21 protein-coding genes are annotated in these 24,214 nt (G+C 70.6%); 19 read left to right on the top strand and 2 right to left on the bottom strand.

What is annotated here, in order from left to right; genetic code table 11:
* Positions 1–260 precede the first annotated feature (260 nt).
* The 3 genes from OU415_RS17870 (at position 261) to metX (ending at position 3,317) form a co-directional block, all read left to right on the top strand.
* Positions 261–635 (top strand): MmcQ/YjbR family DNA-binding protein, encoded by a 375-nt coding sequence (locus OU415_RS17870; RefSeq protein ID WP_270949992.1) that lies wholly within the window; start codon positions 261–263, stop codon positions 633–635.
* Positions 636–870: 235 nt separating this feature from the next.
* The gene (locus OU415_RS17865) at positions 871–2,175 is read left to right on the top strand and encodes a bifunctional o-acetylhomoserine/o-acetylserine sulfhydrylase (RefSeq protein WP_270949991.1); all 1,305 of its coding nucleotides are present in this window, start codon (positions 871–873) and stop codon (positions 2,173–2,175) included.
* Positions 2,172–3,317: a homoserine O-acetyltransferase MetX gene (gene metX / locus OU415_RS17860; protein WP_270949990.1), complete on the top strand. Its 1,146-nt coding sequence runs from the start codon at positions 2,172–2,174 to the stop codon at positions 3,315–3,317. Before OU415_RS17865 ends, metX begins: the two co-directional genes overlap by 4 nt.
* Positions 3,318–3,320: 3 nt before the next feature.
* On the opposite strand, the gene OU415_RS17855 is transcribed toward metX, so the two are convergent.
* A complete protein-coding gene (locus tag OU415_RS17855) occupies positions 3,321–5,231 on the bottom strand; it encodes a beta-N-acetylhexosaminidase family protein (RefSeq protein WP_270949989.1) in 1,911 nt (636 codons plus the stop codon).
* 252 nt (positions 5,232–5,483) lie between these two features.
* Between OU415_RS17855 and OU415_RS17850 the strand changes: the two genes are divergently transcribed.
* From OU415_RS17850 to OU415_RS17780, 15 genes are all read left to right on the top strand, one after another.
* Positions 5,484–6,422 carry a MetQ/NlpA family ABC transporter substrate-binding protein gene (locus tag OU415_RS17850; protein WP_270949988.1) on the top strand — a complete coding sequence of 313 codons (939 nt, stop codon included), beginning with the start codon at positions 5,484–5,486 and terminating at the stop codon, positions 6,420–6,422.
* Positions 6,419–7,444 carry a methionine ABC transporter ATP-binding protein gene (locus OU415_RS17845; protein ID WP_270949987.1) on the top strand — a complete coding sequence of 342 codons (1,026 nt, stop codon included), beginning with the start codon at positions 6,419–6,421 and terminating at the stop codon, positions 7,442–7,444. Before OU415_RS17850 ends, OU415_RS17845 begins: the two co-directional genes overlap by 4 nt.
* Complete coding sequence (locus OU415_RS17840; RefSeq protein ID WP_270949986.1) at positions 7,441–8,103, top strand: ABC transporter permease subunit; 663 nt, start codon at positions 7,441–7,443, stop codon at positions 8,101–8,103. The genes OU415_RS17845 and OU415_RS17840 overlap by 4 nt, the downstream gene beginning before the upstream one ends.
* Before the next feature lie 22 nt (positions 8,104–8,125).
* Positions 8,126–9,142: a LacI family DNA-binding transcriptional regulator gene (locus OU415_RS17835; protein WP_270949985.1), complete on the top strand. Its 1,017-nt coding sequence runs from the start codon at positions 8,126–8,128 to the stop codon at positions 9,140–9,142.
* A gap of 102 nt (positions 9,143–9,244) precedes the next feature.
* A complete protein-coding gene (locus OU415_RS17830) occupies positions 9,245–10,555 on the top strand; it encodes an ABC transporter substrate-binding protein (protein ID WP_270949984.1) in 1,311 nt (436 codons plus the stop codon).
* Positions 10,552–11,484, top strand: coding sequence for a carbohydrate ABC transporter permease (locus OU415_RS17825; RefSeq protein WP_270949983.1), 933 nt, complete (start codon positions 10,552–10,554; stop codon positions 11,482–11,484). Before OU415_RS17830 ends, OU415_RS17825 begins: the two co-directional genes overlap by 4 nt.
* Positions 11,477–12,316 (top strand): carbohydrate ABC transporter permease, encoded by an 840-nt coding sequence (locus OU415_RS17820; protein WP_270949982.1) that lies wholly within the window; start codon positions 11,477–11,479, stop codon positions 12,314–12,316. The genes OU415_RS17825 and OU415_RS17820 overlap by 8 nt, the downstream gene beginning before the upstream one ends.
* Positions 12,317–12,337: 21 nt before the next feature.
* Positions 12,338–14,281 (top strand): cellulase family glycosylhydrolase, encoded by a 1,944-nt coding sequence (locus OU415_RS17815; RefSeq protein ID WP_270949981.1) that lies wholly within the window; start codon positions 12,338–12,340, stop codon positions 14,279–14,281.
* A 168-nt stretch (positions 14,282–14,449) separates the two neighbouring features.
* Positions 14,450–15,874 (top strand): MFS transporter, encoded by a 1,425-nt coding sequence (locus OU415_RS17810; RefSeq protein ID WP_270949980.1) that lies wholly within the window; start codon positions 14,450–14,452, stop codon positions 15,872–15,874.
* 12 nt (positions 15,875–15,886) lie between these two features.
* A complete protein-coding gene (locus tag OU415_RS17805; RefSeq protein ID WP_270949979.1) occupies positions 15,887–17,404 on the top strand; it encodes an FGGY family carbohydrate kinase in 1,518 nt (505 codons plus the stop codon).
* The gene (locus OU415_RS17800) at positions 17,398–19,071 is read left to right on the top strand and encodes a glycerol-3-phosphate dehydrogenase/oxidase (RefSeq protein ID WP_270949978.1); all 1,674 of its coding nucleotides are present in this window, start codon (positions 17,398–17,400) and stop codon (positions 19,069–19,071) included. The genes OU415_RS17805 and OU415_RS17800 overlap by 7 nt, the downstream gene beginning before the upstream one ends.
* Positions 19,068–20,621, top strand: a complete 1,554-nt coding sequence (locus OU415_RS17795) for an FAD-binding oxidoreductase (protein ID WP_270949977.1) — start codon at positions 19,068–19,070, stop codon at positions 20,619–20,621. Before OU415_RS17800 ends, OU415_RS17795 begins: the two co-directional genes overlap by 4 nt.
* A 28-nt stretch (positions 20,622–20,649) precedes the next feature.
* Positions 20,650–21,270, top strand: a complete 621-nt coding sequence (locus tag OU415_RS17790; protein ID WP_270949976.1) for a glycerol-3-phosphate responsive antiterminator — start codon at positions 20,650–20,652, stop codon at positions 21,268–21,270.
* 13 nt (positions 21,271–21,283) lie between these two features.
* Positions 21,284–21,574, top strand: coding sequence for a putative quinol monooxygenase (locus OU415_RS17785; protein ID WP_270949975.1), 291 nt, complete (start codon positions 21,284–21,286; stop codon positions 21,572–21,574).
* The gene (locus OU415_RS17780; protein ID WP_270949974.1) at positions 21,574–22,695 is read left to right on the top strand and encodes a zinc-dependent alcohol dehydrogenase family protein; all 1,122 of its coding nucleotides are present in this window, start codon (positions 21,574–21,576) and stop codon (positions 22,693–22,695) included. Before OU415_RS17785 ends, OU415_RS17780 begins: the two co-directional genes overlap by 1 nt.
* A 30-nt stretch (positions 22,696–22,725) precedes the next feature.
* Here OU415_RS17780 and OU415_RS17775 read toward each other — a convergent pair whose 3' ends face one another.
* Positions 22,726–23,112, bottom strand: coding sequence for a Dabb family protein (locus OU415_RS17775; protein WP_270949973.1), 387 nt, complete (start codon positions 23,110–23,112; stop codon positions 22,726–22,728).
* 149 nt (positions 23,113–23,261) lie between these two features.
* On the opposite strand from OU415_RS17775, the gene OU415_RS17770 reads away from it, so the two are divergent.
* Positions 23,262–24,146 carry an AraC family transcriptional regulator gene (locus tag OU415_RS17770; RefSeq protein WP_270949972.1) on the top strand — a complete coding sequence of 295 codons (885 nt, stop codon included), beginning with the start codon at positions 23,262–23,264 and terminating at the stop codon, positions 24,144–24,146.
* Positions 24,147–24,214: the final 68 nt, after the last annotated feature.

Genomic DNA, 24,214 nt, shown 5'->3' with positions numbered 1-24,214 from the left:
TTCTCAGCGTTCGCCTGGCGAGGACGGCCCGACTGCCGTGTATTGGCATACATAAAGTCGGGCACCCGGAGACCAGGCGGGCGCTGAGGTTCCGCTACCGGCACCGCCACGCAAAAGGACCACCAGGAACAAGGAAAAGCCGGCCGCGCGCGTTGGCCACTGGGGGGAGGTGCCTCGGCGCGCGGCCAGCGAGATCAAGGTTACACCTCGGCATGCGCCGGGTATACGCGCGTTATTCCGCTGTCCGATAGGTTCTCCGCATGACGCCGCAGGAGCTCAAGGCCGCTTGTCTGGGGATGACCGGTGCGCGCGAGGAGTTCCCGTTCGACGAGTACAACAGCGTTTTCAAGGTCGGCGGCAAGATCTTCGCGATCAGCAGGCTGGACGTCGAGCCGTTGCGGGTGTCGCTCAAGTGCGAGCCGGAACTGGCCGTGCAGCTGCGGTTGAGCTATCCGGCGATCACCGGCGGCTACCACCTGTACAAGCGGCACTGGAACACCGTGCTGCTCGACGGTTCGGTCCCGGACGGGCTGGTCCGGGACATGATCGAGGACTCCTACGACCTCGTCGTCGCCGGATTGCCCAAGCGCGAGCGGGAGAAGCTGCACTGGCGGGGGCTGAGCGAACGCGGCTGATCCCACGTGGTGGACCTGGTTTGCGCAGAGTGTCCCGATCGCTACGCTTCGGGGCGTGATCCGCTTGGTAGTTCGTCGTCACGTCGATCTCGTCCGCGTGACCGCTTCGGCTTGTTGATCAGCGCTCGCTGAGCGCCGCACCGCTCTGCTCTTCCCGGCGGTTCCGCCCGTCGCCGTTCACGCCTGCGCGTCTTCGCCGCGGCAGGTTCACGCTTTCAGCACAGGAGATTGCCCCGTGAGTTCCGATTGGTCCTTCGACACCCTGCAGGTGCACGCCGGAGCCGAGCCCGACCCCACCACCGGGGCGCGGGCCGTGCCGATCTACCAGACGACTTCCTACGTCTTCCGCGACACCGAGCACGCGGCGAACCTGTTCAACCTCAGCGAACCCGGCAACATCTACACCCGGATCAACAACCCCACGCAGGAGGTGCTGGAGAACCGGGTGGCCGCGCTGGAAGGCGGCGTGGCGGCGGTGGCGCTGGCGTCGGGGCAGGCCGCCGAGACGCTGGCCATCCTCACCCTCGCCGGGGCCGGTGACCACGTGGTGTCCAGTTCGTCGCTGTACGGCGGCACCCACAACCTGTTCCAGCACACGCTGCCGAAGTTCGGCATCGAGGTCAGCTTCGTCGAGGACCCCGACGACATCGAGGCGTGGCGGGCCGCGGCGCGGCCGAACACCAAGGCGTTCTTCGCCGAGGGGCTGGGCAACCCGCGTTCCAACGTGCTCGACGTGCGGGCGGTCGCCGACGTCGCCCACGAGGTCGGTGTGCCGCTGATCGTCGACAACACCGTGACGACGCCGTTCCTGCTCAAGCCGATCGAGCACGGCGCCGACATCGTGGTGCACTCGGCGACGAAGTACCTGGGCGGCCACGGCACCGCGGTGGGCGGCATCGTCGTCGACGGCGGCACCTTCGACTTCGGCGCGAACGCCGACCGCTTCCCCGGTTTCCACGAGCCGGACCCCAGCTACAACGGCCTGCAGTACTGGCCGGCCCTCGGCCACGGCGCGTTCGCTGCGAAGCTGCGGGTGCAGGGCCTGCGTGACCTCGGCCCGGCGATCTCGCCGTTCAACGCGTTCCTGATCCTGCAGGGCCTGGAAACGCTGTCGCTGCGCATCGAGCGGCACGTCCGCAACGCGCAGGACCTCGCCGAGTGGTTGAGCACCCGCGACGAGGTCGAATCCGTGCACTACGCGGGGCTTTCCAGCAGCCCGTGGTACGAGCGCGGGCAGAAGTACCTGCCGGGCGGCGCGGGCGCGATCGTCGCGTTCGAGCTGCGCGGGGGAGTGGACGCCGGGCGGGCGTTCGTCGACGGCGTGGAGCTGTTCAGCCACCTGGTCAACATCGGTGACGTGCGCAGCCTCATCGCCCACCCGGCGAGCACCACGCACGGCCAGCTCACCGAGCACGCCCAGAGGCTGGCGGGCGTGACCCCGGGGCTGGTGCGGCTGTCGGTGGGCATCGAGGCGGTCGAGGACCTCAAGGCCGACCTCGAAGCCGGTTTCCGCGCGGCAAAGGCCGCACTGGAGCGATGACTCGGACGCACGGCTCCCCTCCCGCCACCGGCGCGTGGCGGGAGGGGAGCCCTGTCGGTCGCCGCCGCTGGTTCCAGTTGCCCGGGCCGCTGGTGCTGGAGGCGGGCGGCGTGCTCCCGCAGGTCTCCCTCGCCTACGAGACCTGGGGGGAGCTCAACGAGGACGCCTCGAACGCGGTGCTGGTGCTGCACGCGTTGACCGGCGACAGCCACGTGTCGGGCCCGGCCGGGGAAGGCCACCCCAGCCCCGGTTGGTGGGACGGGCTCATCGGCCCGGGGCGCGCGCTGGACACCGAACGCTGGTTCGTCGTCGCGCCGAACGTCATCGGCGGCTGCCAGGGCAGCACCGGTCCGGCGTCGACCGCACCCGACGGGCGGCCGTGGGGCGGGCGGTTCCCGGCGATCACGGTGCGGGACTCGGTGGAGGCGGAGGTCCAGCTCGCCGACGCGCTCGGCATCCGGCGGTGGGCCGCGGTGCTCGGCGGTTCGTTCGGCGGGATGCGCGCGCTGGAGTGGGCTGCCGGCCATCCGGAACGGGTGGCGGCGGCTCTGGTGCTGAGCAGCTGCGCGGTGGCCTCGGCCGAGCAGATCTCCTGGTCGGGGGTGCAGGTCCAGGCGATCCGCAGCGATCCCGACTGGCTGGGCGGCCACTACCACGACCTCCCGGACGGTCGCGGTCCGCACGCGGGGCTCGGCGTGGCGCGGCGGATCGCGCACATCACCTACCGGAGCCCGCAGGAGCTGGAGCAGCGGTTCGGCACCCAGCCCCAGGACGGCGAACATCCTTGGCTCGGCGGGCGTTACGCCGTCGAGTCCTATTTGGACCACCACGCCGACAAGCTCGCGCGCCGGTTCGACGCGGCGAGCTACGTGCTGCTCGCGCAAGCCATGTCCGGCCACGACGTCGGGCGCGGCCGGGGCGGGGTGGAAGCCGCGCTGCGCCGGATCACGGCGCGCACCCTCGTCGCCGGAGTGGACAGCGACCGGCTCTTCCCGCTGGAGCAGCAGCGCTGGTTGGCCGAGGCGACTCCCGCATCCGCTCCGGTGCGCACGATCGTTTCGCCGCACGGCCACGACGGTTTCCTGATCGAGGTGGAGCAGGTCGGCCAGCTGGTCAGCGAGCTGCTGGCCGACCCGGGATGATCCTCAGCGCAGGTCCGGTGCTTCGGCGATGAAGGTGTCCAGGACGCCGTCGCCGACCCGCACCGGTCCCTCCGGGCGCGTTTCGCCGGGGATGGTGCGGATTTCGCCTGCCCGGCGTGCCAGGTCGGCGGCTTCGGCGAACGCCTGGTCCGCGGCCGCGTCGTCACCATCCGCTCTGGACTGCAATCCGTCGAGGCTGGTCAGCAGCGCGCTGCCCCACAGCTCGGTGGCCTCGAGCCACGGCTCGGCGTCGGTCACGAACGCCGGATCGGCCACTCCGTCGCGGATCCGCTTCGGTGCTGCGGCGATCAGTTCCGCGTAGGGGCGCAGCGCCGCGACCGCCGCGGCCTTGTCGTCGGCCCACGTGGAGCGGAACTCCTGGAGCCGCCGGTCCAGTTCCGGAGCCTGCGGTTGCCAGATCTCGTCGTCCAGGGTCGGGGCGAGGTGCTCCAGGTCGAAGAACGCCAGCAGGGCCTCGGTGGTGCCGGGATCGCCACCGGCCAGGTAGCGGGCGGCTTCCCGCCAGGCGCGGGTCGCGTCGTAACCGGTGTCGTTCCAGGTGAAGTCGGCGGCGCCGAACTCGGCGACCTTGCTCGCCGAGGCCTGGTTCATCGGGTTGAGCACGATGCCGGAGAGGTGGTCGTGCAGCCCGGGTTCCCGCTTCGCGTAGGGCGCGAGCAGCAGTCGCCCCGCGGTCGCGTCGAAGTCGTTGACCGGGTAGTTGTCCCACACGAACACCTTGCGGCCCCACACCGCGGCGGCCTCCTCGGCCTGCGGCACGGTGATCTCGGGCGGGACCACGCCGACCCCGGTCCACATCATCTCCACCGCCGGGTCGAGCTGCTCCCGGATGGTCTTCTTGTACGGGCTGTCCTCGGTGTCGGAGTACTCGGTGGGCACCGCCTGCAACGGCTGGGCGCCCTCGTGGGTCGCGATGAACTCGCGCTGCACCCGGTTGAGCAGGTCCACCTGCGCCTGCCCCGCCGAACCCGGTGACGGCGCACCGTACTTCGCCTCGTCCTCGGCGCAGTTCCACTTCGTGTAGTCGATGTCGTCCAGCGGCAGCGAGAACGCGCGCACCCCCAGGTCGTACATCGCCTGCAGCTTCCCGGTCAGCGCCTGCCAGTCCTGCTCGCTGGTGTAGCAGATGGACAGCCCGGGGGAGAGCGCGAAGGTGAACCGGACGTGGTGCGCATCGCCCTGGTCGATCAGCTCGCCGAGCTCGGCGAGCTTGTCCGCCGGGTACGGCTCGCGCCACTTCTCCCGGTGGTACGGGTCGTCCTTGGGCGCGTAGATGTAGGTGTTGAGCTTGACGTCGCCGTAGAAGGCGAGCTGGTCCAAGCGTTCCTGGTGGGTCCAGGGACTGCCGTAGAAGCCCTCGATCGCGCCGCGCAGCGGCATCAGCGGGTGGTCGACGACGCCCGCCCCGGCGATCCCGTGCTCGCGCACCAGCTGGCGCAGCGTCTGCGCGGAGTAGTAGACGCCGTCGGAATCGACTCCGCCGAGCACCACCGCGCCGTCCTTGGCCGCCAGCGCGTAGCCCTCGGCGGGCAGCTCGGGCGGCACCTCGACACCGGCGTCCCGCAGCCCGCGGGCGATGTCGTCGGTGCCGATCCCGCCGACCCGCACCACCAGCGGTGCGTCCGGCTGCTGACTGGCGTCGACGACGTCCACCTGCTGGGCGCCCGCACCGCGCAGCACCGCGACGAGCAGGTCGCGGGTCGGCTGGTCGACCTCGCGGTCGGCCACGACCGACACCCGCTCCGGCACCGGCACGTCGTCGCCGAGCTGCACGACCTGCTGCGGTTGCGGGGTGATCTGGGGTGCCGGGGCCTCCGGTGCGGCGGTCGCCGGTGCGGTCGCGCTGGCCGCGAGCAGCGCGGCGCCGGCCAGGCCGAGAACGGAGCGGATCAAGTCGCCTCCTCTGACGTCGGGGCGTCGCGCGGGCCACGTCCGCACTGGGCAAAACGGTCGCGCTCGCGGAACCACCCAACACGGAACCGAATGGTCTGGACAATCCGCCGGACGGCTGATGATCGCGTTATCACGATCGACGGAGGAGTGGCAAATTCCGGCTTTCCGCCTCAGATTCTGAAACGATTTCAGGCTGGCTGTCCCGGTCCTGCAAGGTGTCGGCGAAGTGATCGACACCCGGAAAGGTCAGTCATGCCCGACAACGAGAACACCCTGGGGTTGCCGGAGAAACCGCGCCGGCGCGGGGGTGCGCTGGTGGCGGCCGTCGCCGTCGTCCTGGTCGCCGTGGTGGCCTCCGTCCTCTACGCGGTCAACGCGGGATCCGACGACACCGCGGCGGGGCGGACCAAGGTGCGGATCGGCGTCACCGACGCCAGCAAGGAGTACTGGAAGACCTTCAAGGACATCGCCGCCCAGGAGGGCATCGACCTCGAGACGGTCAACTTCAGCGACTACCACCAGGCCAACCCGGCCCTGTCGCAGCGGCAGATCGACCTCAACCTCTTCCAGCACGTGCTGTTCCTCGCGAACTACAACGCGTCCAACGACGACACGTTGACGCCGATCGGGTCCACCTACGTCGTGCCGCTGAGCCTGTACTCGCAGAAGCACGCCGCCGTCGCGGACATCCCGCAGGGCGGCACCGTGGCGGTGCCGAACGACAAGACCAACCAGGCGCGCGCACTGCTGGTCCTCCAGCAGGCCGGTCTGATCAAGCTCAAGGACGGCGGCACCGTGCTGTCCACCCCGGCCGACGTCGACACCGCGGCGTCGAAGGTGAGCGTCGTCCCGGTCGACGCCGCGCAGACCGTCGCCTCGCTGCCGTCGGTGGACGGGGCGGTCGTGAACAACAACTTCGCCCTCGACGCCGACCTCGACCCGAGCAAGGCGCTGTTCGGCGACGACCCGAACAGCCCCGACGCCGCGCCCTACATCAACGTCTTCGTCGCACGGGCCGAGGACAAGGACAACCCGGTGTACAAGCGGATCGTCGAGATCTACCGGGACAAGCGCGTCGTCGACCAGGCCGTCGCCGACTCCAAGGGCACCTCGGTGCCGGTCGACAGACCGCAGGCCGAGCTCGCCGGCATCCTGGCTCAGCTGACCGAGACCGTGCGGGGCGCGAAGTGAGCCCGATCGTCGAATTCCAGCAGGTCGGCAAGACCTTCGGCACCGGCGACCGGTCGGTGACCGCGCTCGCCGACATCGACCTGTCCATCGATCCGGGCGACGTGTTCGCCGTCATCGGCTACTCCGGAGCGGGCAAGAGCACCCTGGTCCGGCTGATCAACGCGCTGGAACCGGTCAGCACCGGACGGCTGCTGGTCGACGGCGCGGACATCACCGGACTCCCCGAACGGCGGCTGCGCGAACTCCGCCGGGACATCGGCATGGTGTTCCAGCAGTTCAACCTGCTGCGCTCGCGGACGGTGTTCGGCAACGTCGCCTACCCGCTGAAAGTCGCGGGCTGGGACCGGAAGCGCCGCGAACGGCGCGTCGCCGAGCTGCTGCACTTCGTCGGCATCGCCGACAAGGCGTGGACCTACCCCGATCAGCTCTCCGGCGGGCAGAAGCAGCGCGTCGGCATCGCCCGCGCGCTGGCCACCAACCCGAAGATCCTGCTCGCCGACGAGTCCACCAGCGCGCTCGACCCGGAGACCACCGGCGAGGTGCTGCGGCTGCTCAAGCGCGTCAACACCGAGCTCGGCGTGACGATCGTGGTGATCACCCACGAGATGGAGGTGGTCCGGGCGATCGCCGACCGGGTCGCGGTGCTGGATTCCGGCCGCATCGTCGAGCAGGGCGCGGTGCTCGACGTGTTCTCCGCGCCCAAGACCGAAACCACCCGCAAGTTCGTGGAAACCGTGCTGCCGGACCGCCCCGGCGGCGACCACCTGGACCGGCTCCGCGCCCGGCACAGCGGCCGGCTGATCACCGCGCACCTGCGCGACGACCGCCGCATCGGCTCGGTGCTCTCCGAGGCGGTGGGCCGCCACCAGGTGCGCTTCGAGATCGTCGACGGCGGGCTCAAGGAGCTCGGCGGAGTGCAGCTGGGGCGGCTGACCCTGGAGCTGCTCGGCGAGGAGTCCGATGTGGACGCGCTGATCTCGGAGCTGCGGCGCACCACCGAGATCGAGGAGCTGACCGCGTGAACATCGACTGGCAGGGCATCGGGCCGGTGCTGCTCACCTCGATCGGCCAGACCGTGTCGATGGTGGTGGCGACCATGCTCGTCGGCGGCGTCCTCGGTCTGCTGCTCGGCATCGCCCTCTACACCACCAGGGCGGGCGGGATCCTGGCCAACCGCTTGGTGTTCGCGGTGCTCAACGTGCTGGTGAACATCATCCGGCCGATCCCGTTCATCATCTTCATCACGGCGATCGGACCGCTGACCATCAAGGTCGTCGGCACCACGCTGGGCACCACCGCGGCGACCTTCGCGCTGATCGTCGCGGCCACCTTCGGCATCTCCCGGATCGTGGAGCAGAACCTGGTCACCATCGACCCGGGAGTCGTCGAAGCGGCGAGGGCGATGAGCGCGAGCCCGCTGCGCATCATCGTCACGCTGCTGGTGCCCGAAGCGCTGGGGCCGCTGATCCTCGGCTACACCTTCGTCTTCGTCGCCGTGGTGGACATGACCGCGGTGGCCGGCGCGGTCGGCGGCGGAGGACTCGGCGACTTCGCCATCAGCTACGGCTACCAGCGCTACGACTGGAGCGTCACGGTGATCGCGGTGGTTATCATCATCGTCCTGGTCCAAGCGGCCCAGTACCTCGGGAACTGGTTGTCCCGCAAGGCGTTGCGGCGCTGAGGGGCGTGAGGAGGAGACCGGCGTGAAGCGGCCGACGATCATCGACATCGCCCGCGAGGTCGGTGTGTCCAAGGCCGCGGTCTCCTACGCGCTCAACGGTCGCGGCGGGGTGTCCCCGCAGACCCGCGAGCGCATCCTCGAAGTCGCCGCCGAACTCGGGTGGCGGGCCAGCAGCGCGGCCCGTGCGCTGTCCAGCGACCGCGCGGCCAGCGTCGGCATGGTGCTGGCCCGCTCGCCCGAGGCGCTGCACACCGAGCCGTTCTTCATGCGGATGGTCGCCGGGCTGGAGCAGGCGCTCTCCGAGCACGGGGTGTCGCTCCAGCTCGCGCTGGTCGCCGACACGGCGACGGAACTGGCGACCTACCAGCGGTGGTGGGCCGAGCGGCGGGTGGACGGCGTGGTGGTGACCGACCTGCGGGCGTCGGACCCGCGCCCGCGGCTGCTGCGCGAGCTCGGCACTCCCACGGTCTTCTTCGGCACCGCGGAGGCGACGCCCGACAGCTCGGTACTGCTGGTCAACGAGAACGACGCCGCGCGCACGGCTCTCGCGCACCTGGCCGGGCTCGGGCACCGGCGGATCGGGCACGTGCAGGGGCCGCGCAGCCTGCAGCACACCGTGCGCCGGGAGGAAGCGCTGCGCGCTGCGGCCCGGGAACACGACGGAGTCGTGCTCAGCCGGGCGCCTGGCGATTACACCGAAGAGGGCGGGATGCGGGCGACCCGGCGGCTGCTCGCCGCCTGCGACCGGCCGACCGCGATCGTCTACGACAACGATGTGATGGCGGTGGCAGCGGTGGCGGGCGCGGACGATCTCGGCGTCGAAGTGCCTGCGCAGCTTTCGGTGCTGGCGTGGGACGACTCGATGCTGTGCCGCATCGTGCGCCCGGCGGTCACCGCGTTCGCCCACGGGGTGGCCGAGGATGCGGCGACTGCCGCGCGGATGCTGCTGGAGCTGGTCGAAACCGGCGCGGTCGAGGCGCGCGAGCTGTCGTCCCGGCGGCTCGTGCCGCGCGCCAGCACGGCCCGACCCGGAAGCTAACGACCCGATAACGGCGGTTTTCGACTCTTCTGATTAACCGGTTAAGTCCCTAGCTTGATCGGCGGGTCCAACGACGGGCCCACAAGCACGAGGAGTCGTTTCGTGGACAAACGCTCGCTCGCGGCGGTGTCGTTGATCGCGACGCTGATCACCGCCATGCTCACCGGCTGCGCACCACCGGCCGAGAACTCCCACCGCATCACCTACTGGGCCAGCAACCAGGGCAAGAGCTCCGAGCAGGACCTGCGGATCCTCGGCGCGGAACTGGCCAAGTTCACCGAGCGCACCGGGATCGAGGTCGACGTCGAGGTCATCGGCTGGTCCGACCTGCTCAACCGGATCCTCGGCGCGGCGACCTCCGGGGTCGCCCCGGACGTGGTGAACCTCGGCAACACCTGGGCCGCCTCGCTGCAGGCGACCGGCGCGTTCGTGCCCTTCGACGACCGGCTGATGGACCGCTTCGGCGGCCGGGACCGCTTCCTGGACAGCAGCATGAGCTCCACCGGCATGCCCGGCCAGGCGCCGTCGTCGCTGCCGCTGTACGGGTTGTCCTACGGCCTGTTCTACGACAAGGCGCGGTTCGCCGAAGCCGGCATCGACCCGCCGCGCGACTGGCGGGAGTTCCTCGACGCCGCCAAGCGGCTGACCGATCCGGCGCGCGACCGCTGGGGCCTGACCATCGCCGGCGCGAGCTACACCGAGAACGCGCACTTCGCGTTCATGTTCGGCCGCCAGCAGGGCACCCACCTGATCGACGAGCGCGGCGGCGCCACCTTCACCTCGCCGGAAGCAGTGGCCGCGGTCCAGCAGTACGTCGACCTGATGGGCACCGAAGGCGTGGTGAACCCGGACGATGCCGAGGAGGGCAACGCCTCCGGCGCGGCGTCGAACTTCACCAACGGCAAGGCCGCGATGCTCATCGCGCAGAACAGCGTCATCCCGACGCTGGAGGAGAACGGCATGCCCGACGAGGCCTACGGCGTCGTGCCGCTGCCGGTGCCGGATCCGCTGCCGCCGGGCGGGCGCGCGGTGCGCAGCCACGTCGCCGGCTCGAACGTCGCGGTCTTCGCCGACAGCCCGCGCCGCGAGCAGGCCCTGGCGCTGGTGGAGTTCCTGACCAGCGCCGAAGAGCAGGCGATCCTCAACGACCAGTACGGCACGCTGCCGGTCGTCGAGGACGCCTACGACCATCCCGCGTTCCGCACGCCGAAGAACCAGGTCTTCCGCGAAGTGCTGGCCACCGGTTCGGAAACCGTGCCGATGATCCCCAACGAAGCCCACTTCGAGACCACCGTCGGCGCCGCGATGCGCGACCTGCTCGCCGAGATCGCCACCGGTCGGCGGGTCGGCGAGGCGGAGGTGCGCGAAGCGCTGTCCGACGCCGAGCAGAAGATGCGGGGGAGCGGCGGATGACGACCCCGACGCGCACCGAACGTCGCAAGTGGACACCCAGCAGGCGGGCGCTGCCGTACCTGCTGCTGGCGCCCGCGCTGGTCTTCGAGCTGCTGGTGCACCTGGTGCCGATGCTGGGCGGGCTGTGGATGAGCCTGCTGGAGCTGACGCAGTTCCACGTGCGCAACTGGGTCCGAGCGCCGTTCGCGGGGCTGGACAACTACCGGTTCGCGATCGACTTCAACGGGGCGGTCGGGGCCGAGCTGCTGCACTCCTTCCTGATCACCTGCGCCTTCGCGGTGCTGACGGTCGCGATCTCCTGGGCGCTGGGCATGTTCGCCGCGACCCTGCTCCAGCGGTCCTTCCCCGGCCGCGCGGTGCTGCGCGCGCTGTTCCTGGTGCCCTACGCGCTGCCGGTCTACACCGCGGTGCTGATCTGGAAGTTCATGCTGGACCGCAGCGACGGCATGGTGAACACCGTGCTCGCCGACCTCGGGCTCGGCGGCGGCACGTTCTGGCTGCTGGGCGACAACGCGTTCTTCAGCCTGGTGATCACCGCGGTGTGGCGGCTGTGGCCGTTCGCGTTCCTGGCGCTGATGGCGGGCATGCAGTCCATCCCGTCCGACGTGCAGGAATCGGCCACAGTGGACGGTGCTGGTCCGTGGCAGCAGTTCCGCTCGATCACGGTGCCGATGCTGCGCCCGGTCAACCAGGTGCTGGTGCTGGTGCTGTTCCTGTGGACGTTCAACGACTTCAACGTGGCCTACCTGCTGTTCGACAAGTCGGTGCCGGGCGCGGCGAACCTGCTGTCCATCCACATCTACAGCAGCTCGTTCCTCACCTGGAACTTCGGCCTGGGCTCGGCGATGTCCGCGCTGCTGCTGCTGTTCCTGCTGGTGGTCACCGCCGGGTACCTGGCGTTCACGTCGCGGAGGATGAAGGATGTCTGAGCCGAGGTGGTTCCGCGTCCTGCGGGTGGTGGGGCTGACCGGCCTCGCGCTGTTCGTGCTGGTCCCGCTCTACGTCATGGTCACCTCGGCGGTCAAACCGCTGTCGCGGGTGCAGGACCGGTTCGAATGGCTGCCCGGCGAGATCACCTTCCAGCCGTTCGTGGACATGTGGTCCACCGTTCCGCTGGCCACCTACTTCCGCAACAGCGTCGTGGTCGCCGCGGGCGCGGCGGTGCTGTCGGTGGCGATCGCGGTGCTCGCCGCCTACGCGATCAGCCGGTACCGGTTCCGCGGGCGCGACACCTTCCGCATCGTCGTGCTGTCCACCCAGATGTTCCCCGGCATCCTGTTCCTGCTGCCGCTGTACCTGATCTACGCCACGATCGGGCAGGTGACCGGGATCGCGCTGCACGGCAGTCAAGTGGGGCTGATCATCACCTACCTGACGTTCTCGCTGCCGTTCTCCACCTGGATGCTGGTCGGCTACTTGGACTCCATCCCGCGCGACCTCGACGAAGCGGCGCTGATCGACGGCGCGGGCCCGGTGGGCGCGCTGGTGCGGGTCGTGCTGCCCGCCGCCCGGCCGGGCATCGCCGCGGTGGGCATCTACTCGTTCATGACCGCGTGGGGCGAAACGCTGTTCGCCTCGATCATGACCGACTCGGGATCGCGCACCCTCGCCGTCGGGCTGCGGGAGTACTCCACGCAGTCCTCGGTGTACTGGAACGAGGTGATGGCGGCCTCGCTGGTGGTCAGCATCCCGGTGGTCGTCGGCTTCCTGTTCCTGCAGCGCTACCTCGCGCAGGGGCTCACCGCGGGCGCGGTCAAATGACCGTCCTAGAAAGGGGATTCGATGCGACGGAACTCGGCCAAGTTGGTTGCCGGCGGAGTACCTCAGGTGTGGCTCGGGGCGAACTTCTGGTCCCGCACCGGCGGTCCGCTGATGTGGCGCGACTACTCGCCGGAGGTGGTGCGGGAGGAGCTGCGGGTGCTGTTCGACCACGGCCTGCGGCAGACCCGCTCGTTCTTCTACTGGCCGGACTTCATGCCCACCCCGGACAGCATCGACGAGGAGAAGGCCGGGCACTTCGCCGACTTCCTCGACGCGCACCGGGAGGTGGGGATGACCTCCATCCCGACCTTCATCGTCGGCCACATGTCCGGTGACAACTGGGATCCGGCCTGGCGCGGCGGGCGGGACCTCTACGCCGACGTGTGGCTGGTGTCCCGGCAGGCGTGGTTCGCGCAGCGGATGACCGAGCGCTTCGCCGCGCACCCGGCGGTGGCCGGTTGGCTGATCAGCAACGAGATGCCGATCTACGGCCGGCTGCGGCACGAACCGAAAGCGCCGACCGAGCAGGTCAACGCCTGGGCTCAGCTCATGGTGCAGGCGGTGCGCGCCGGTGGCGGACACCAGCCGGTGTCGCTGGGCGACGGCGCTTGGGGGATCGAGGTGACCGGCACCGACAACGGCTTCTCGGTGCGCGACACCGGCGCGATGGTGGACTTCGTCGGCCCGCACGTGTACCGGATCGACAGCGACCCGGTGCGCCAGCACCTCAACGCGGCGTTCATCTGCGAACTGTCCGCGGTGGCCGGGAAACCGGTCGTGCTGGAGGAGTTCGGGCTCTCCAGCGACCAGGTCTCGGCGGCCGGCGCCGGGCACTACTACCGGCAGACCCTGCACAACTCGCTGCTGGCCGGGGCCACCGGGTGGATCGCCTGGAACAACACCGACTACGACGACCTCGTCGAGCAGGGACCGTACTCGCACCACCCGTTCGAGATGCACTTCGGCATCACCGACCGCGCCGGGAACCCGAAACCACCGCTGCACGAGCTCGCCGAATTCGCCCGCATCCTGTCCAGAGTGGACTTCGCCGGGTGCGAGCGGCCCGACGCGCAGGCCGCGCTGGTGGTCACCGAATACCTGGAGCGCGGTTACCCGTTCAGCCAGGACGACGACCGACCGCTGATCTTCACCTCGCTGCAGCAGGCGCACGTGGCAGCGCGGGAGGCCGACCTGCCGGTCGGGTTCACCCGCGAACGCGACGGGATCGACCCGGACTGCTCGCTCTACCTGCTGCCCTGCGTGAAGCAGATCCAGGGCCCCACCTGGCAGCGGCTGCGCGATCGCGTCGCCGACGGTGCGCTGCTGTACCTGTCCTACACGGCGGGCGAGGTGGGCCACCACCGGCAGCCGTGGATCCCGTACTTCGACGAGACCTTCGGCGTCGAGAAGCAGATCACCTACGGAGTCGTGGACGAGGTGGCCGACGAGGTGGTGGAGATGACCTTCGCCGAGGACTTCGGCGACATCACCGCGGGCGAGGTGCTGCGCTTCCGGGTCGGCGGCAACGAGCACAGCCGCGCCTACCTGCCGGTGCGGCCGCGCGGTGCCAAGGTCGTGGCCACCGACGCGCACGGGCGTCCGGCCCTGCTGCGGCACCCGACCGGCAGCGGCGAGGCCGTGCTGTGCACCTACCCGGTCGAGCACTTCGCGGCCCGGAACTCGCGCGTCAACCCGGAGGACACCCATCGGCTCTACTCGGCGCTGGCCCGCATCGCCGGGATCGACCGGATGATCGCGGTCGACGACCCGCGGGTGTTCGCCGACGCACTGGTGCACCAGGACGGGCGGGTCTTCGCCTGGTTGGTCAGCCAGCACGACCACGAGGTCTCGGCCGTCCCCACCGCGCCGGGACGTTCGGTCCACGACCTCGACACCGGGGAGGAGCTCACCGAGGTGGCGCTGCCCGCCTGCGGAGTACGGGTGGTCGAGCTCAGGACGAGGTGACCGGCATTCCTCGCCGAACGCTTCGCCGCTTGACGGGCGGGTTTCGGCGAGGTTAATGTCTCGGCTCAACGACAGGCATAGACGAAGAGCCACTGTCAGCGGACTTCGTCGTGCCTTCATCGCGTTGGATCGCTGTCAGCGGCCTTCACCTCCGAGAGGTGGCGATCCGTGGCCGCACCTTCGAATCCGGCGCAGAGAATCTCCGGCGTCCCGCACGTGGCGGCGTTGATCAATGGCCTGGAGAAGTTGCCCGGCAAGGCGAACCTGCTGTGGTACCTGATCCTGGGTGGACTGTTCCTCGACGCCTACTCCAACGCCGCGTTGAGCGCGGGCCTTTCACCGATGGTGAAGGAGCTCGGTCTGAGCGCCACCCAGGTCGGGCTCCTCACCGCGACCGCACCGGCGATCGCGATCCTGTTCAACCCGATCGGCGGCTGGCTCGCGGCCCGCATCGGGCGGGTCAAACCGCTGCTGCTGGCCAAGGCCATCGCGGTGGCGGGCGCCCTGCTGACCGCCTACGCGGACACCTTCGCGACGGTGTGGTCCGGGCGGGCGCTGGTGGGAATCGCCTACGGCATCGACTTCGCAGTGGCGATGGCGATGCTCGCCGAGTACACGCCCACCAAGCTCAAAGGACGGCTGAACCTCTGGCAGTGCGTCTGGTACGTCGCCACCACCGGGAACCTGGCGCTGACGCTGGTGTTCTTCGAACTCGGCGTCGGCACCGACATCTGGCGCTGGTCGGTCGGCTCGGCCGCGGTGTTCGCCGGTGCGCTGCTCGTCCTGCAGCTGCTGTTCCTGGTGGAGAGCCCGGCGTGGCTGGCCTCCCAGGGCAGGCTCGCCGAAGCGGCGAAATGCCTGCACCGCATCTACGGCTTCAACGTCGAAGCCGGTGAGCGCGCCCATGAGCAGGCCGAGCAGCCCTCGATCGGTTTCCGGCACACCGGGGTGCTTTTCCGCAAGCCGTACCTGCCGCGGACCGTGCTGTCCACGATGATCTCGCTGACCCAGTCCATGCAGTACTTCGCGATCGGCTGGTACCTGCCGGTGATCAGCCTGGCGATCTTCGGCGAGCAGTTCGAGAAGGCCACCGTCGGATCGATGGTGTTCAACGCGGCAGGCATCATCGGCGGCGCGGTCTCGGCCTACGTCGGCCGCCGCATGGGCCTGCGGCTCAGCTCCGCGGTGGGCTACGCGATGGCGTTCGTGCTGCTGCTGACGTTGGGTCTCGGCTTCGGCAGCCTGCCCGCGGTGCTCGCCTTCGCGGTGCCGTTCCTGTTCATCTTCTTCCACTCCGCAGGCCCCGGCGCCAACGGCAAGTCGATCGCCGCGCTGTCCTACCGCAGCGACATCCGCACCCTGGGCACCGGGATCACCGGCATGCTGGGCAACTTCGGCAGCGTCATCGGCCTCTACATCTTCCCGCAGATCAAGGAGTCGCTGGGGCTCGGGCCGACCATCGCGCTGCTGTCCGCGGTGCCGCTGCTGGGCCTGGTCACCTGCTTGATCATCAAGTGGGACCCGACGCGCTCCGGCATCGACCCAGACGAGGAGGACATCGACTTCCAGGCTCCCGCGCTCGCGGGTCGCTGAGGGGGCCGGAACATGAGCGGAACGCGACGAGGCGTGCTGGCCATCGACGAAGGCTCCACCGGCACCCGGGCAGCAGTGGTCACCGCCGACGGCGCCAGCGGCCAGTCCTTCTACCAGCCGATCGCGGTGCTGCACCCCGATCCGCTGCGCGTCGAGCAGGACGCCGGCGAACTGTGGCGGCGAACCCTGGAAGTGGCGCAGCAGGCGGTGCGCTGGGCCGGTGACAACGCGGTCGAGATCATCGGCGTCGCGCTGTGCACCCAGCGCGCGACCGCGGTGCTGTGGGAACGCGAGACCGGTCGGCCGCTGGCCCCGGCCGTGGTGTGGCAGGACCGCCGCTACGCAGCAGAGCTCGAAGAGCTTGCGGCGCGGTGGGATCCGGTCCTGCTGGCGCGCACCGGCCGTCCCGTCGGCAGCCGCTCGCCCTTCCTGTGGGCAGCGCGGCAGATCGAGCAGAACCCGCAGGTGGCCGCAGCGGCGGCGGACGGGCGGTTGCTGTTCGGCCCGATCGACACCTGGCTGAGCTGGAACCTCAACGGTGGCACCAAGCACGGGGTCGCGACCTCGAACGCGGCGGCCCTCGGCGGCTACCGGCTGCGCGACCACGCCTGGGACGCCGGATGGCTGGATGCGGTGGGATGTCCGGTCGACCTGGCCCCGCCGCTGGTCGACGACGACGGCGACTTCGGCTGGACCGACCCGGGCGTGCTGGGCGTTCGGGTGCCCATCGCCGCCGCGATGGGGGACCAGCACGCATCGCTGATCGCACTGGGCGCGCTCGAAGCCGGGCAGGGCATGTGCGTGCACGGCACCGGGACCTTCGTCGGTGCGCTGACCGGCGACGAGCCCGCCGACGCGACTTCGCTCGCGGACGGGGTGCTCGCGCTGCCCGGCTGGCGCTCCGGCGGCCGCACCCGCTTCAGCCTGGAGGCCTACACCGCCACGACCGGCTCAGCACTGCGCTGGCTGGTCGAGGACCTGCAGCTGTTCGACTCGGCCGAGCAGGTCAGCGAGCTCGCTGGGAAGTACCCGCGCGAACGGGAGATGTGGTTCGTGCCCACCCTCGCCGGCCTCCGCACGCCCATCGCGGCGCCCGGCGCGCGGGCCTGCCTGACCGGGTTGAGCCTGGCCACCAGCAGAGCCGGGATCGCCCGCGCCGTCCTGGAAGGCATCGCGCACTCGGTGTGCGACACCGTCGACGGGATCTGCGCAGCGGTGCCTTCGGGACTGACCCGCTTGCGGGTCGGCGGTGGTCTCGCGGCCAGCGACGCACTGCTGCAGAGCCAAGCCGACCTGTCCGGCATCGCCATCGAGCGGGCCGCGGACTCGGCCACGGCCAGCCTGCGCGGCGTCGCCTACCTCGCCGGGGTCCGCCTCGGCCTGTGGGGATCGCTCGACGAAGCGCTCCACGCACTCCCCGCCGGTCGCGCCTTCGAGCCCGCGATCGGCGAGGACGAACGGCAGGAGCTGCGCGCGCAATGGGGACGCGTGCTCCGGAAGTCACTGCCAGAAGAAGGAAAGAAATGCTGAAACTCCCGGGCAGGCGGCCGAATTCGGCCGCGGCCAAGGCAACTCCCGGCGCGCCGGTGACCCTGGACCGACAGCGGGCGCTGCGACGCCTCGGCGGCACCGAGTTCGACGTCCTGGTGATCGGCGGCGGCATCACCGGCGCCTACACCGCGCTGGACGCGGTGTCCCGCGGTCTGTCCGTCGCGCTGGTGGAGCGCGACGACTTCGCCTCCGGCACGTCGTCGAAGTCGTCGAAGATGGTGCACGGCGGCCTGCGCTACATAGAGCAGGGCAACGTCGACCTGGTCCGGCACTCGCTGCTGGAGCGCCACCGGTTCCGCCGCAACGCCCCGCACCTGGTGCAGCGGTTGCCGTTCCTGTTCCCGATCCTGGAGAAGGAAGGCGTTTTCGACGCCCGCATCGCCAAGGCCTTCGAAGGTCTCCTGTGGACCTACGACCTGGTGGGCGGCTGGCGCATCGGCCGCCTGCACCAGCGCCTGACCCGCAACGAGGTGCTCTCGCACGCCCCGACGCTGCGCGCTGAGAACCTCAAGGGCGGGTTCATGTACTACGACAGCCGTGCCGACGACGCCCGGCTGACCCTCACCGTCGTGCGCACCGCCGCCCACCTCGGGGCGGTCGTCGCCAACGGCGCGAAGGTCGAGCGGCTGCTCAAGACCGGTGGCCGGGTGCGCGGCGCCGAAGTCCACGCCGACGGCGAGCGGATCGACGTGCGGGCCCGCGTCGTGGTGAACGCGACCGGTGTGTGGACCGACGGCGTCGACGCGATGGCCGACGACGCGCACCGGCCGCAGGTCCGCCCCGCCAAGGGCGTGCACATCGTCGTGCCGTGGTCGAAGATCCGCAACGACTGCACGGTCACCGTGCCGATCCCCGGCCGCGCCCGCCGCGCCACCTGCACCCGCTGGGGCGACGCGGTCGTGCTCGGCACCACCGACACCGACTACGACGGGTCCGTCGACGACGTGCACTGCACCCGCGAGGAGATGCAGTTCCTGCTCGACGGCGCCAACGTCGCCTTCGACGTCGACCTCGGCCCCGACGACGTGCTCGGCAGCTACGGCGGGCTTCGGCCGCTGGTCGGCGGCAAGGAGGGCACGACCCTGGACATGCGGCGCGACCACCACGTCGACGTCGGCGCCAGCGGCATGGTCACCGTCACCGGCGGCAAGCTCACCACCAGCCGCCACATGGGCGAGCTCGTGGTGAACGAGGTCGCCGGACTGCTCGGCCGCAAGACCCGCAGCCGCACCGCGAAACTGCCGCTGCTGGGCGGGGCGGGCTACGACGCCGAAGCCGTCGGCGCATCCGGTGGCACCGCGGCGCACCTCGGTGGCCGCTACGGCACCGAAGCCAGGTTCGTCAGCGCGCTCATCGACGAGGACCCCTCGCTCGGTGAACCGCTGATCGCCGGACAGCCGCACCTGAAGGCCGAGGTCGTCTACGCGGCCCGCTGCGAGATGGCGCGCTCGGTCGACGACGTGCTCTCCCGCCGCACCCGCCTGCGGCTGTTCGCCCGCGACGCCTCCGCCGCCGTCGCCCCGGTCGTCGGCGAGCTGCTCGGCGCCGAACTGGGGCTTTCCGAAGCGCAAGTCGCCGAGCAGGTTCGCAGCTACCAGACCGAAATCGCCCGCGAGAAGTCGATCCTGTTGGGAGACCAGGCATGATCAGCCGCCAGACCATCACGCACCCCTTCAACCGCGGCAACTACGTCGTCGGTGCCCCGACGCCGCCCCGCTACGCCGCGCGCACCGAGATCGGCCAGGGCCCGGCGTCGCTGCAGACCAAGGCGGTCGAAGTGCCGGCGGCCGTCGTCGCCGAACTGCGCAGCGTCGCCGACGCCGTGCACACCGACCACGACGAGGTCGTGCTGCGCACCCGCGACTGGTGGGCGGGCTCGATGATCGGCGAAACCGCCGACAGCCCGGCGACCCCGGACGCGGTGGTGGTCGAAGCCAGCACGGTGGAGCAGATCCAAGCGGTGGCCAAGCTCTGCCACGACAACACTGTTCCGCTGACCGTCTCGGCCGGCCGCAGCAACGTCACGGGTGCCGCGCTGCCGGTGTTCGGCGGCGTGGTGCTCGACGTGTGCGGGCTGACCGGCATCACCTCCTTCGACGCCGAATCGCAGATCGTCGAGGTGCGAGCCGGGATGTTCGGCGACCTCTTCGAGCAGGAGCTGCAGGAGACCCACGGCGCCACCACCGGGCACTGGCCCTCGGCGTTCGCCATCTCCACCGTGGGCGGCTGGGTCGCCTGCCGCGGTGCCGGGCAGCTGTCCACCCGCTACGGCAAGATCGAGGACATGGTCGTCGGGCTCGACGTGGTCCTCGCCGACGGAACCCTGACGACCTTCGGCGACTACCCGCGCGCGGCCACCGGACCGGACCTGCGGCAGCTGTTCGTCGGTTCGGAAGGCACGCTGGGCATCATCACCTCGGTCCGGCTGCGCACCCACCCGCTGCCGGAGCACGCCAAGGCCATCGCCTACGGCTTCGAGACCTTCGCCGACGGACTGGAAGCCTGCCGGCAGATCATGCAGCGCGGCGCGACCCCGGCCGTCCTGCGGCTCTACGACCAGTTGGAGAGCGGCACCCACTTCGGCCACCCGGACACCAACCTGCTGCTGATCGCCGACGAGGGCGACCCGCTCGTGGTGGATGCGAGCATGGCGGTCAGCGCCGAGGTGTGCGCGGCGCTGGGCACCGAGCTCGACGGCCAGGCGATCTTCGACCGCTGGCTGGACGAGCGGATGCTGGTCGGCAAGTCCGCCGACGGGTTCAAGCCCGGCCCGGGTTTCGTCGCCGACACCCTGGAGATGGCCGGGCCGTGGGCGAAGCTGCCGGCCATCTACGACGACGTGTGCGCCGCGATCAACAGCGTCCCGGGCACCCTGGCGGCCTCCGCGCACCAGTCGCACGCCTACACCGACGGCGCCTGCCTGTACTTCTCGCTGCGCGGCGACATCGAACCGGAGAACCGGCGCGAGTGGTACCGGGCGGCGTGGGACGCGGCCAACGCGGTCCTGATCCGCCACGGCGCGGCGCTGAGCCACCACCACGGGTCGGGCCTGCTGCGCGGGCCGTACCTGGCCGACGCGCTGGGCACCGGGTTCGGCGTGTTCGAGGCGGTCAAGAACGCGCTGGACCCGCGCGGGGTGCTCAACCCCGGCAAGCTCGGCCTGCCGAGCCCGTTCGGGACCGGGCCGTTGGACTGAGCTGAGCCGAGGAGTAGTAGTTGCCGTCATGAGCGAACGTGCCGCCCCGCAGACCCGACCGGTGAAGCCGCAGCTGACCGCGGCGTTCCAGGACGTCCCGGTCTGCGCGTCCGTGGTGGGCCTCGCGCGGGTCAAGGACTTCGCCTCGGCGGCGTCGCAGGTCTGCGTCCTGGCGTCGATCCCGGTGGGGGAGCTGTCGAACGCGGTGCGCGTCCTGGTGCACCTGGGCAAGATCGTGTTCGTCAACATCGACTCGTGCCCAGGCCTGGCCCAGGACCGGGGTGCCATCGACTTCCTCACCGGGATCGGCGCGCAGGGCGTGGTCAGCACCCGGGCCGCCCTGATCGACCGGGCCCGGTCGCTGGACATGCTGACCATGCAGAAGGTGTTCGTCACCGACCGGTCCAACCTGAACCGGAGCCTGGAAGGCGTCGGGCGCAGCGTTCCGGACCTGGTCGAGGTGATGCCGGCGCCGATCATCCCGTGGATGCCGGAGGAGGCGCGCCGGGTGCTCTCGCCGTTCGTGGCGGCGGGTTTCGTGATGGACGCCGCCGGTGTCGCGCACTCCCTGGCGATGGGCGCGGTAGCGGCGGCGACATCGGACCACAAGCTCTGGTCCCTGCGCCGGGACGAGCTGAAAAGTCGTTGAGATTGGGAGATTCATGAGTTTCGTCGTGGTGGCCCGCTACGTCGTCCAGCCGGGCGAGCGGGACCGGGTGCTGGAGCTGCTCGCCCCGATGATGTCGGCGTCGCGGGCCGAACCGGGTTGTCGGCGCTACGACGTGCACACCGGCGTCGAGGACGACGTGGTGGTGCTCGTCGAGGAGTACGACGGCGAGGACGACTTCGCCCGGCACTGCGAATCCGAGCACTTCCAGCGGATCGTGCTCGGCCAGGTGGTGCCGCTGCTGGCCGACCGGCAGGTCACCCGGTGCCGGCCGGTGGAGGCGTGATGCGGGTTCGCGCGGCCGTCCTGCGGGAGTCCGGCGGGCCTGAACCGTACGCGGAGTCGCGCCCCATCGAGGTCATCACCTTGCACCTCGATCCGCCCGGCCCCGGCGAACTGCTGGTGCGGGTCCGCGCCGCCGGGCTGTGCCACTCGGACCTGTCCGTGATCAACGGATCGCGCCCGCGCCCGCTGCCGATGGCCCTCGGGCACGAGGCCGCCGGCGAGGTGGTCGAAGCAGGGCAGGGGACCGGGTTCGCTCCCGGCGACCACGTGGTCCTCGCCTTCGTGCCGTCCTGCGGTGACTGCGAGCGGTGCGTGGCCGGACGCCCAGCCCTGTGCGGGCCGGGGGCGGCGGCCAATGGCAGCGGCACCCTGCTCGGCGGTGGCATGCGGTTCCGCGCCGACGACGGGACGCGGCCCTACCACCACCTCGGGGTGTCCGCGTTCGCCGAGCACATCGTGGTGTCGGCGCGGTCGGCGGTGAAGATCGACCCCGACATCCCGTTCGAGATCGCCGCGCTGTTCGGCTGCGCGGTGCTGACGGGTGCGGGCGCGGCCCGGTACTCCGCCCAGGTCCAGCCGGGTGAGAGCGTCGCGGTGTTCGGGCTCGGCGGCGTCGGCCTGGCCGCGCTGCTGATGGCCCGAGCGGCCGGAGCGTCCACTGTGGTCGCAGTCGACGTCGTCTCGCACAAGCTGGAACTGGCCACCCAGCTGGGCGCCACGCACGCCGTGGCAGGTGGGGAAGGCGCGGTCGAGCAGATCCGCGAGCTCACCGGCGGAGGAGCGGAGAAGGTCATCGACACCACCGGTGTGGCGCCGGTGCTGCGGCAGGCCTACGACGCGACCCGCAGCGGCGGCACGACCGTCACCGTCGGCCTGCCCGACGGCCAGGCCCCGCTCGCGCTGCCCGCGCTGAGCCTGGTCGCCGAGGAGCGCACGCTGCGCGGCAGCTACCTGGGTTCGTGCGTTCCCCGCCGCGACGTGCCCCGCTTCATCGAGATGTACCGGTCCGGTGCACTTCCGGTGGACCGGCTGCTGTCGCACCGCATCGAGCTGGACGAGATCAACGAGGGCTTCGACCGCCTGCACGGGGGGAGTGCCGTCCGCCAGGTCGTGCTCCTCTAGCCGGTCCAGCAGCCGCATGGCCAGGGGAGGTCATCGAGGGATCGTGTCGAGGAGGCGGCCCCACTCGGGGTAGGCCGCGACCTTCTCCCGGTGCATCGCCACGATCTTCTCCTTCAGCCCGGGGTCCATGTCGTCCGACAGCTGGAGCGCGGACAGCCGGGCCAGGTGCGGCAGGATCTCGAGGTCGCCGTCGAGGTGCACCGGGTCGTACAGGTAGCGCCGCAGCGCCGCCAGATCCCGCACGCCGGCGCAGTAGGCGTGGGTGTAACCGTCGGCGGGATCGCCGAGGTCCTGGCCGACCGCCGAGAACGACACCGAATCGAGGGTCGCGGTTCGGCGCATCGCCGCCAGGACGGCGGCCGTTTCGGCCTGGGTCGTTCCGGGCCTGAGGGCGAAGCGCAGCATGAGGATGATCACGGGTCCTTACCTTCTCCTTGCCGGTTGTCGGGAGGTGTTCACCACGGTAGGAACGAACACCGGGACGGCCAATGCGTCATGGTCTTGACCGGATAAGCGGACGTCTCAGCCCGGAGACGGTCAGCGGACTCGACGATGGGGTTGGCGACATGGATGTGCTGAGTGATGTCATCACCGTGATGCGCACCGGCGATCCGAGTTCAGCGCGCGTGGAGCGGGTCTCCCCGTGGCGGCAGCGCCTGTCGCCGGCGCCGGGAACGGCGGCGTTCGAGGTCGTTCTGGCGGGCTCGTACCGGATGATCCCGGCGGCGGGCGACCCGGTGGCGCTCGGTGCGGGGGACGTGCTGTTCCTTCCGCACGGGGGCCATTACGAGCTGGCTGATTCCGTGCGGGAGGGCGCCGACGGGACCGGTTCACCGACCACTGTGGTGCTGTGCGGGGCCTACCGACTCGACGCGGACCGCGGCCATCCGCTGCTGGACGAGTTGCCCGACGTGGTGCATCTGCCCGCCCGGCTCGGGCGCCACCCACGACTGCGGGCCGTGGTGGACCTGCTCGGCGCGGAACTGGAGAGTCCCGGGCCCGGCAGCAACGCCGTCGTGTCCGCGCTGCTGGAGACGCTGCTGCTCTACGTCCTGCGGGCCTGGCTGGAGGACCAGCCGGTGTGCGCGGGGCCCACCGGCTGGGCGGCGGCGCTGGCCGATCCGGTGATCCGCGCAGCGCTGGACGCGATCCACCACGATCCGGCGCGGCCGTGGACCGTCCGGGAGCTGGCGACCTGCGGAGGGGCCTCGCGCGCCGCGTTCGCCCGACGTTTCACCGCGCTCGTCGGCCGCCCGCCGTTGACCTATCTGACCTGGTGGCGGCTGACGACCGCGGCGCGACTGCTGCGCGACTCCGACGCGCCGCTGAGCGTCGTCGCCGCACAGGTCGGATACGGCTCGGAGTACGCGTTCGCCAACGCGTTCCGCCGCGAGTTCACCATCGCACCAGGCCGCTACCGCCACGGGAAACGCCTACCGCGTCAGACGTAGCCCGTGCCCGGGGGCGGCTCACGCCCCGAGAGTGCGCATCATTCGACCAGACACAATGCATCCGCAGG

Origin of the sequence: Saccharopolyspora oryzae (assembly GCF_027853915.1) — a bacterium.
Taxonomy (GTDB): Bacteria; Actinomycetota; Actinomycetes; order Mycobacteriales; family Pseudonocardiaceae; genus Saccharopolyspora; species Saccharopolyspora oryzae.
Note: the sequence above shows the minus strand (reverse complement) of the source record. Positions and strands in the feature narration are given on the sequence as shown.

Excerpts from the sequence above, each read along its gene's own strand:
- OU415_RS17770 (WP_270949972.1), top strand. The coding sequence starts at position 23,262 with ATGGATGTGCTGAGTGATGTCATCACCGTGATGCGCACCGGCGATCCG.
- OU415_RS17815 (WP_270949981.1), top strand. The coding sequence starts at position 12,338 with ATGCGACGGAACTCGGCCAAGTTGGTTGCCGGCGGAGTACCTCAGGTG.
- OU415_RS17825 (WP_270949983.1), top strand. The coding sequence starts at position 10,552 with ATGACGACCCCGACGCGCACCGAACGTCGCAAGTGGACACCCAGCAGG.
- OU415_RS17800 (WP_270949978.1), top strand. The coding sequence starts at position 17,398 with ATGCTGAAACTCCCGGGCAGGCGGCCGAATTCGGCCGCGGCCAAGGCA.
- OU415_RS17790 (WP_270949976.1), top strand. The coding sequence starts at position 20,650 with ATGAGCGAACGTGCCGCCCCGCAGACCCGACCGGTGAAGCCGCAGCTG.
- metX (WP_270949990.1), top strand. The coding sequence starts at position 2,172 with ATGACTCGGACGCACGGCTCCCCTCCCGCCACCGGCGCGTGGCGGGAG.
- OU415_RS17850 (WP_270949988.1), top strand. The coding sequence starts at position 5,484 with ATGCCCGACAACGAGAACACCCTGGGGTTGCCGGAGAAACCGCGCCGG.
- OU415_RS17870 (WP_270949992.1), top strand. The coding sequence starts at position 261 with ATGACGCCGCAGGAGCTCAAGGCCGCTTGTCTGGGGATGACCGGTGCG.
- OU415_RS17820 (WP_270949982.1), top strand. The coding sequence starts at position 11,477 with ATGTCTGAGCCGAGGTGGTTCCGCGTCCTGCGGGTGGTGGGGCTGACC.
- OU415_RS17785 (WP_270949975.1), top strand. The coding sequence starts at position 21,284 with ATGAGTTTCGTCGTGGTGGCCCGCTACGTCGTCCAGCCGGGCGAGCGG.
- OU415_RS17795 (WP_270949977.1), top strand. The coding sequence starts at position 19,068 with ATGATCAGCCGCCAGACCATCACGCACCCCTTCAACCGCGGCAACTAC.
- OU415_RS17780 (WP_270949974.1), top strand. The coding sequence starts at position 21,574 with ATGCGGGTTCGCGCGGCCGTCCTGCGGGAGTCCGGCGGGCCTGAACCG.
- OU415_RS17805 (WP_270949979.1), top strand. The coding sequence starts at position 15,887 with ATGAGCGGAACGCGACGAGGCGTGCTGGCCATCGACGAAGGCTCCACC.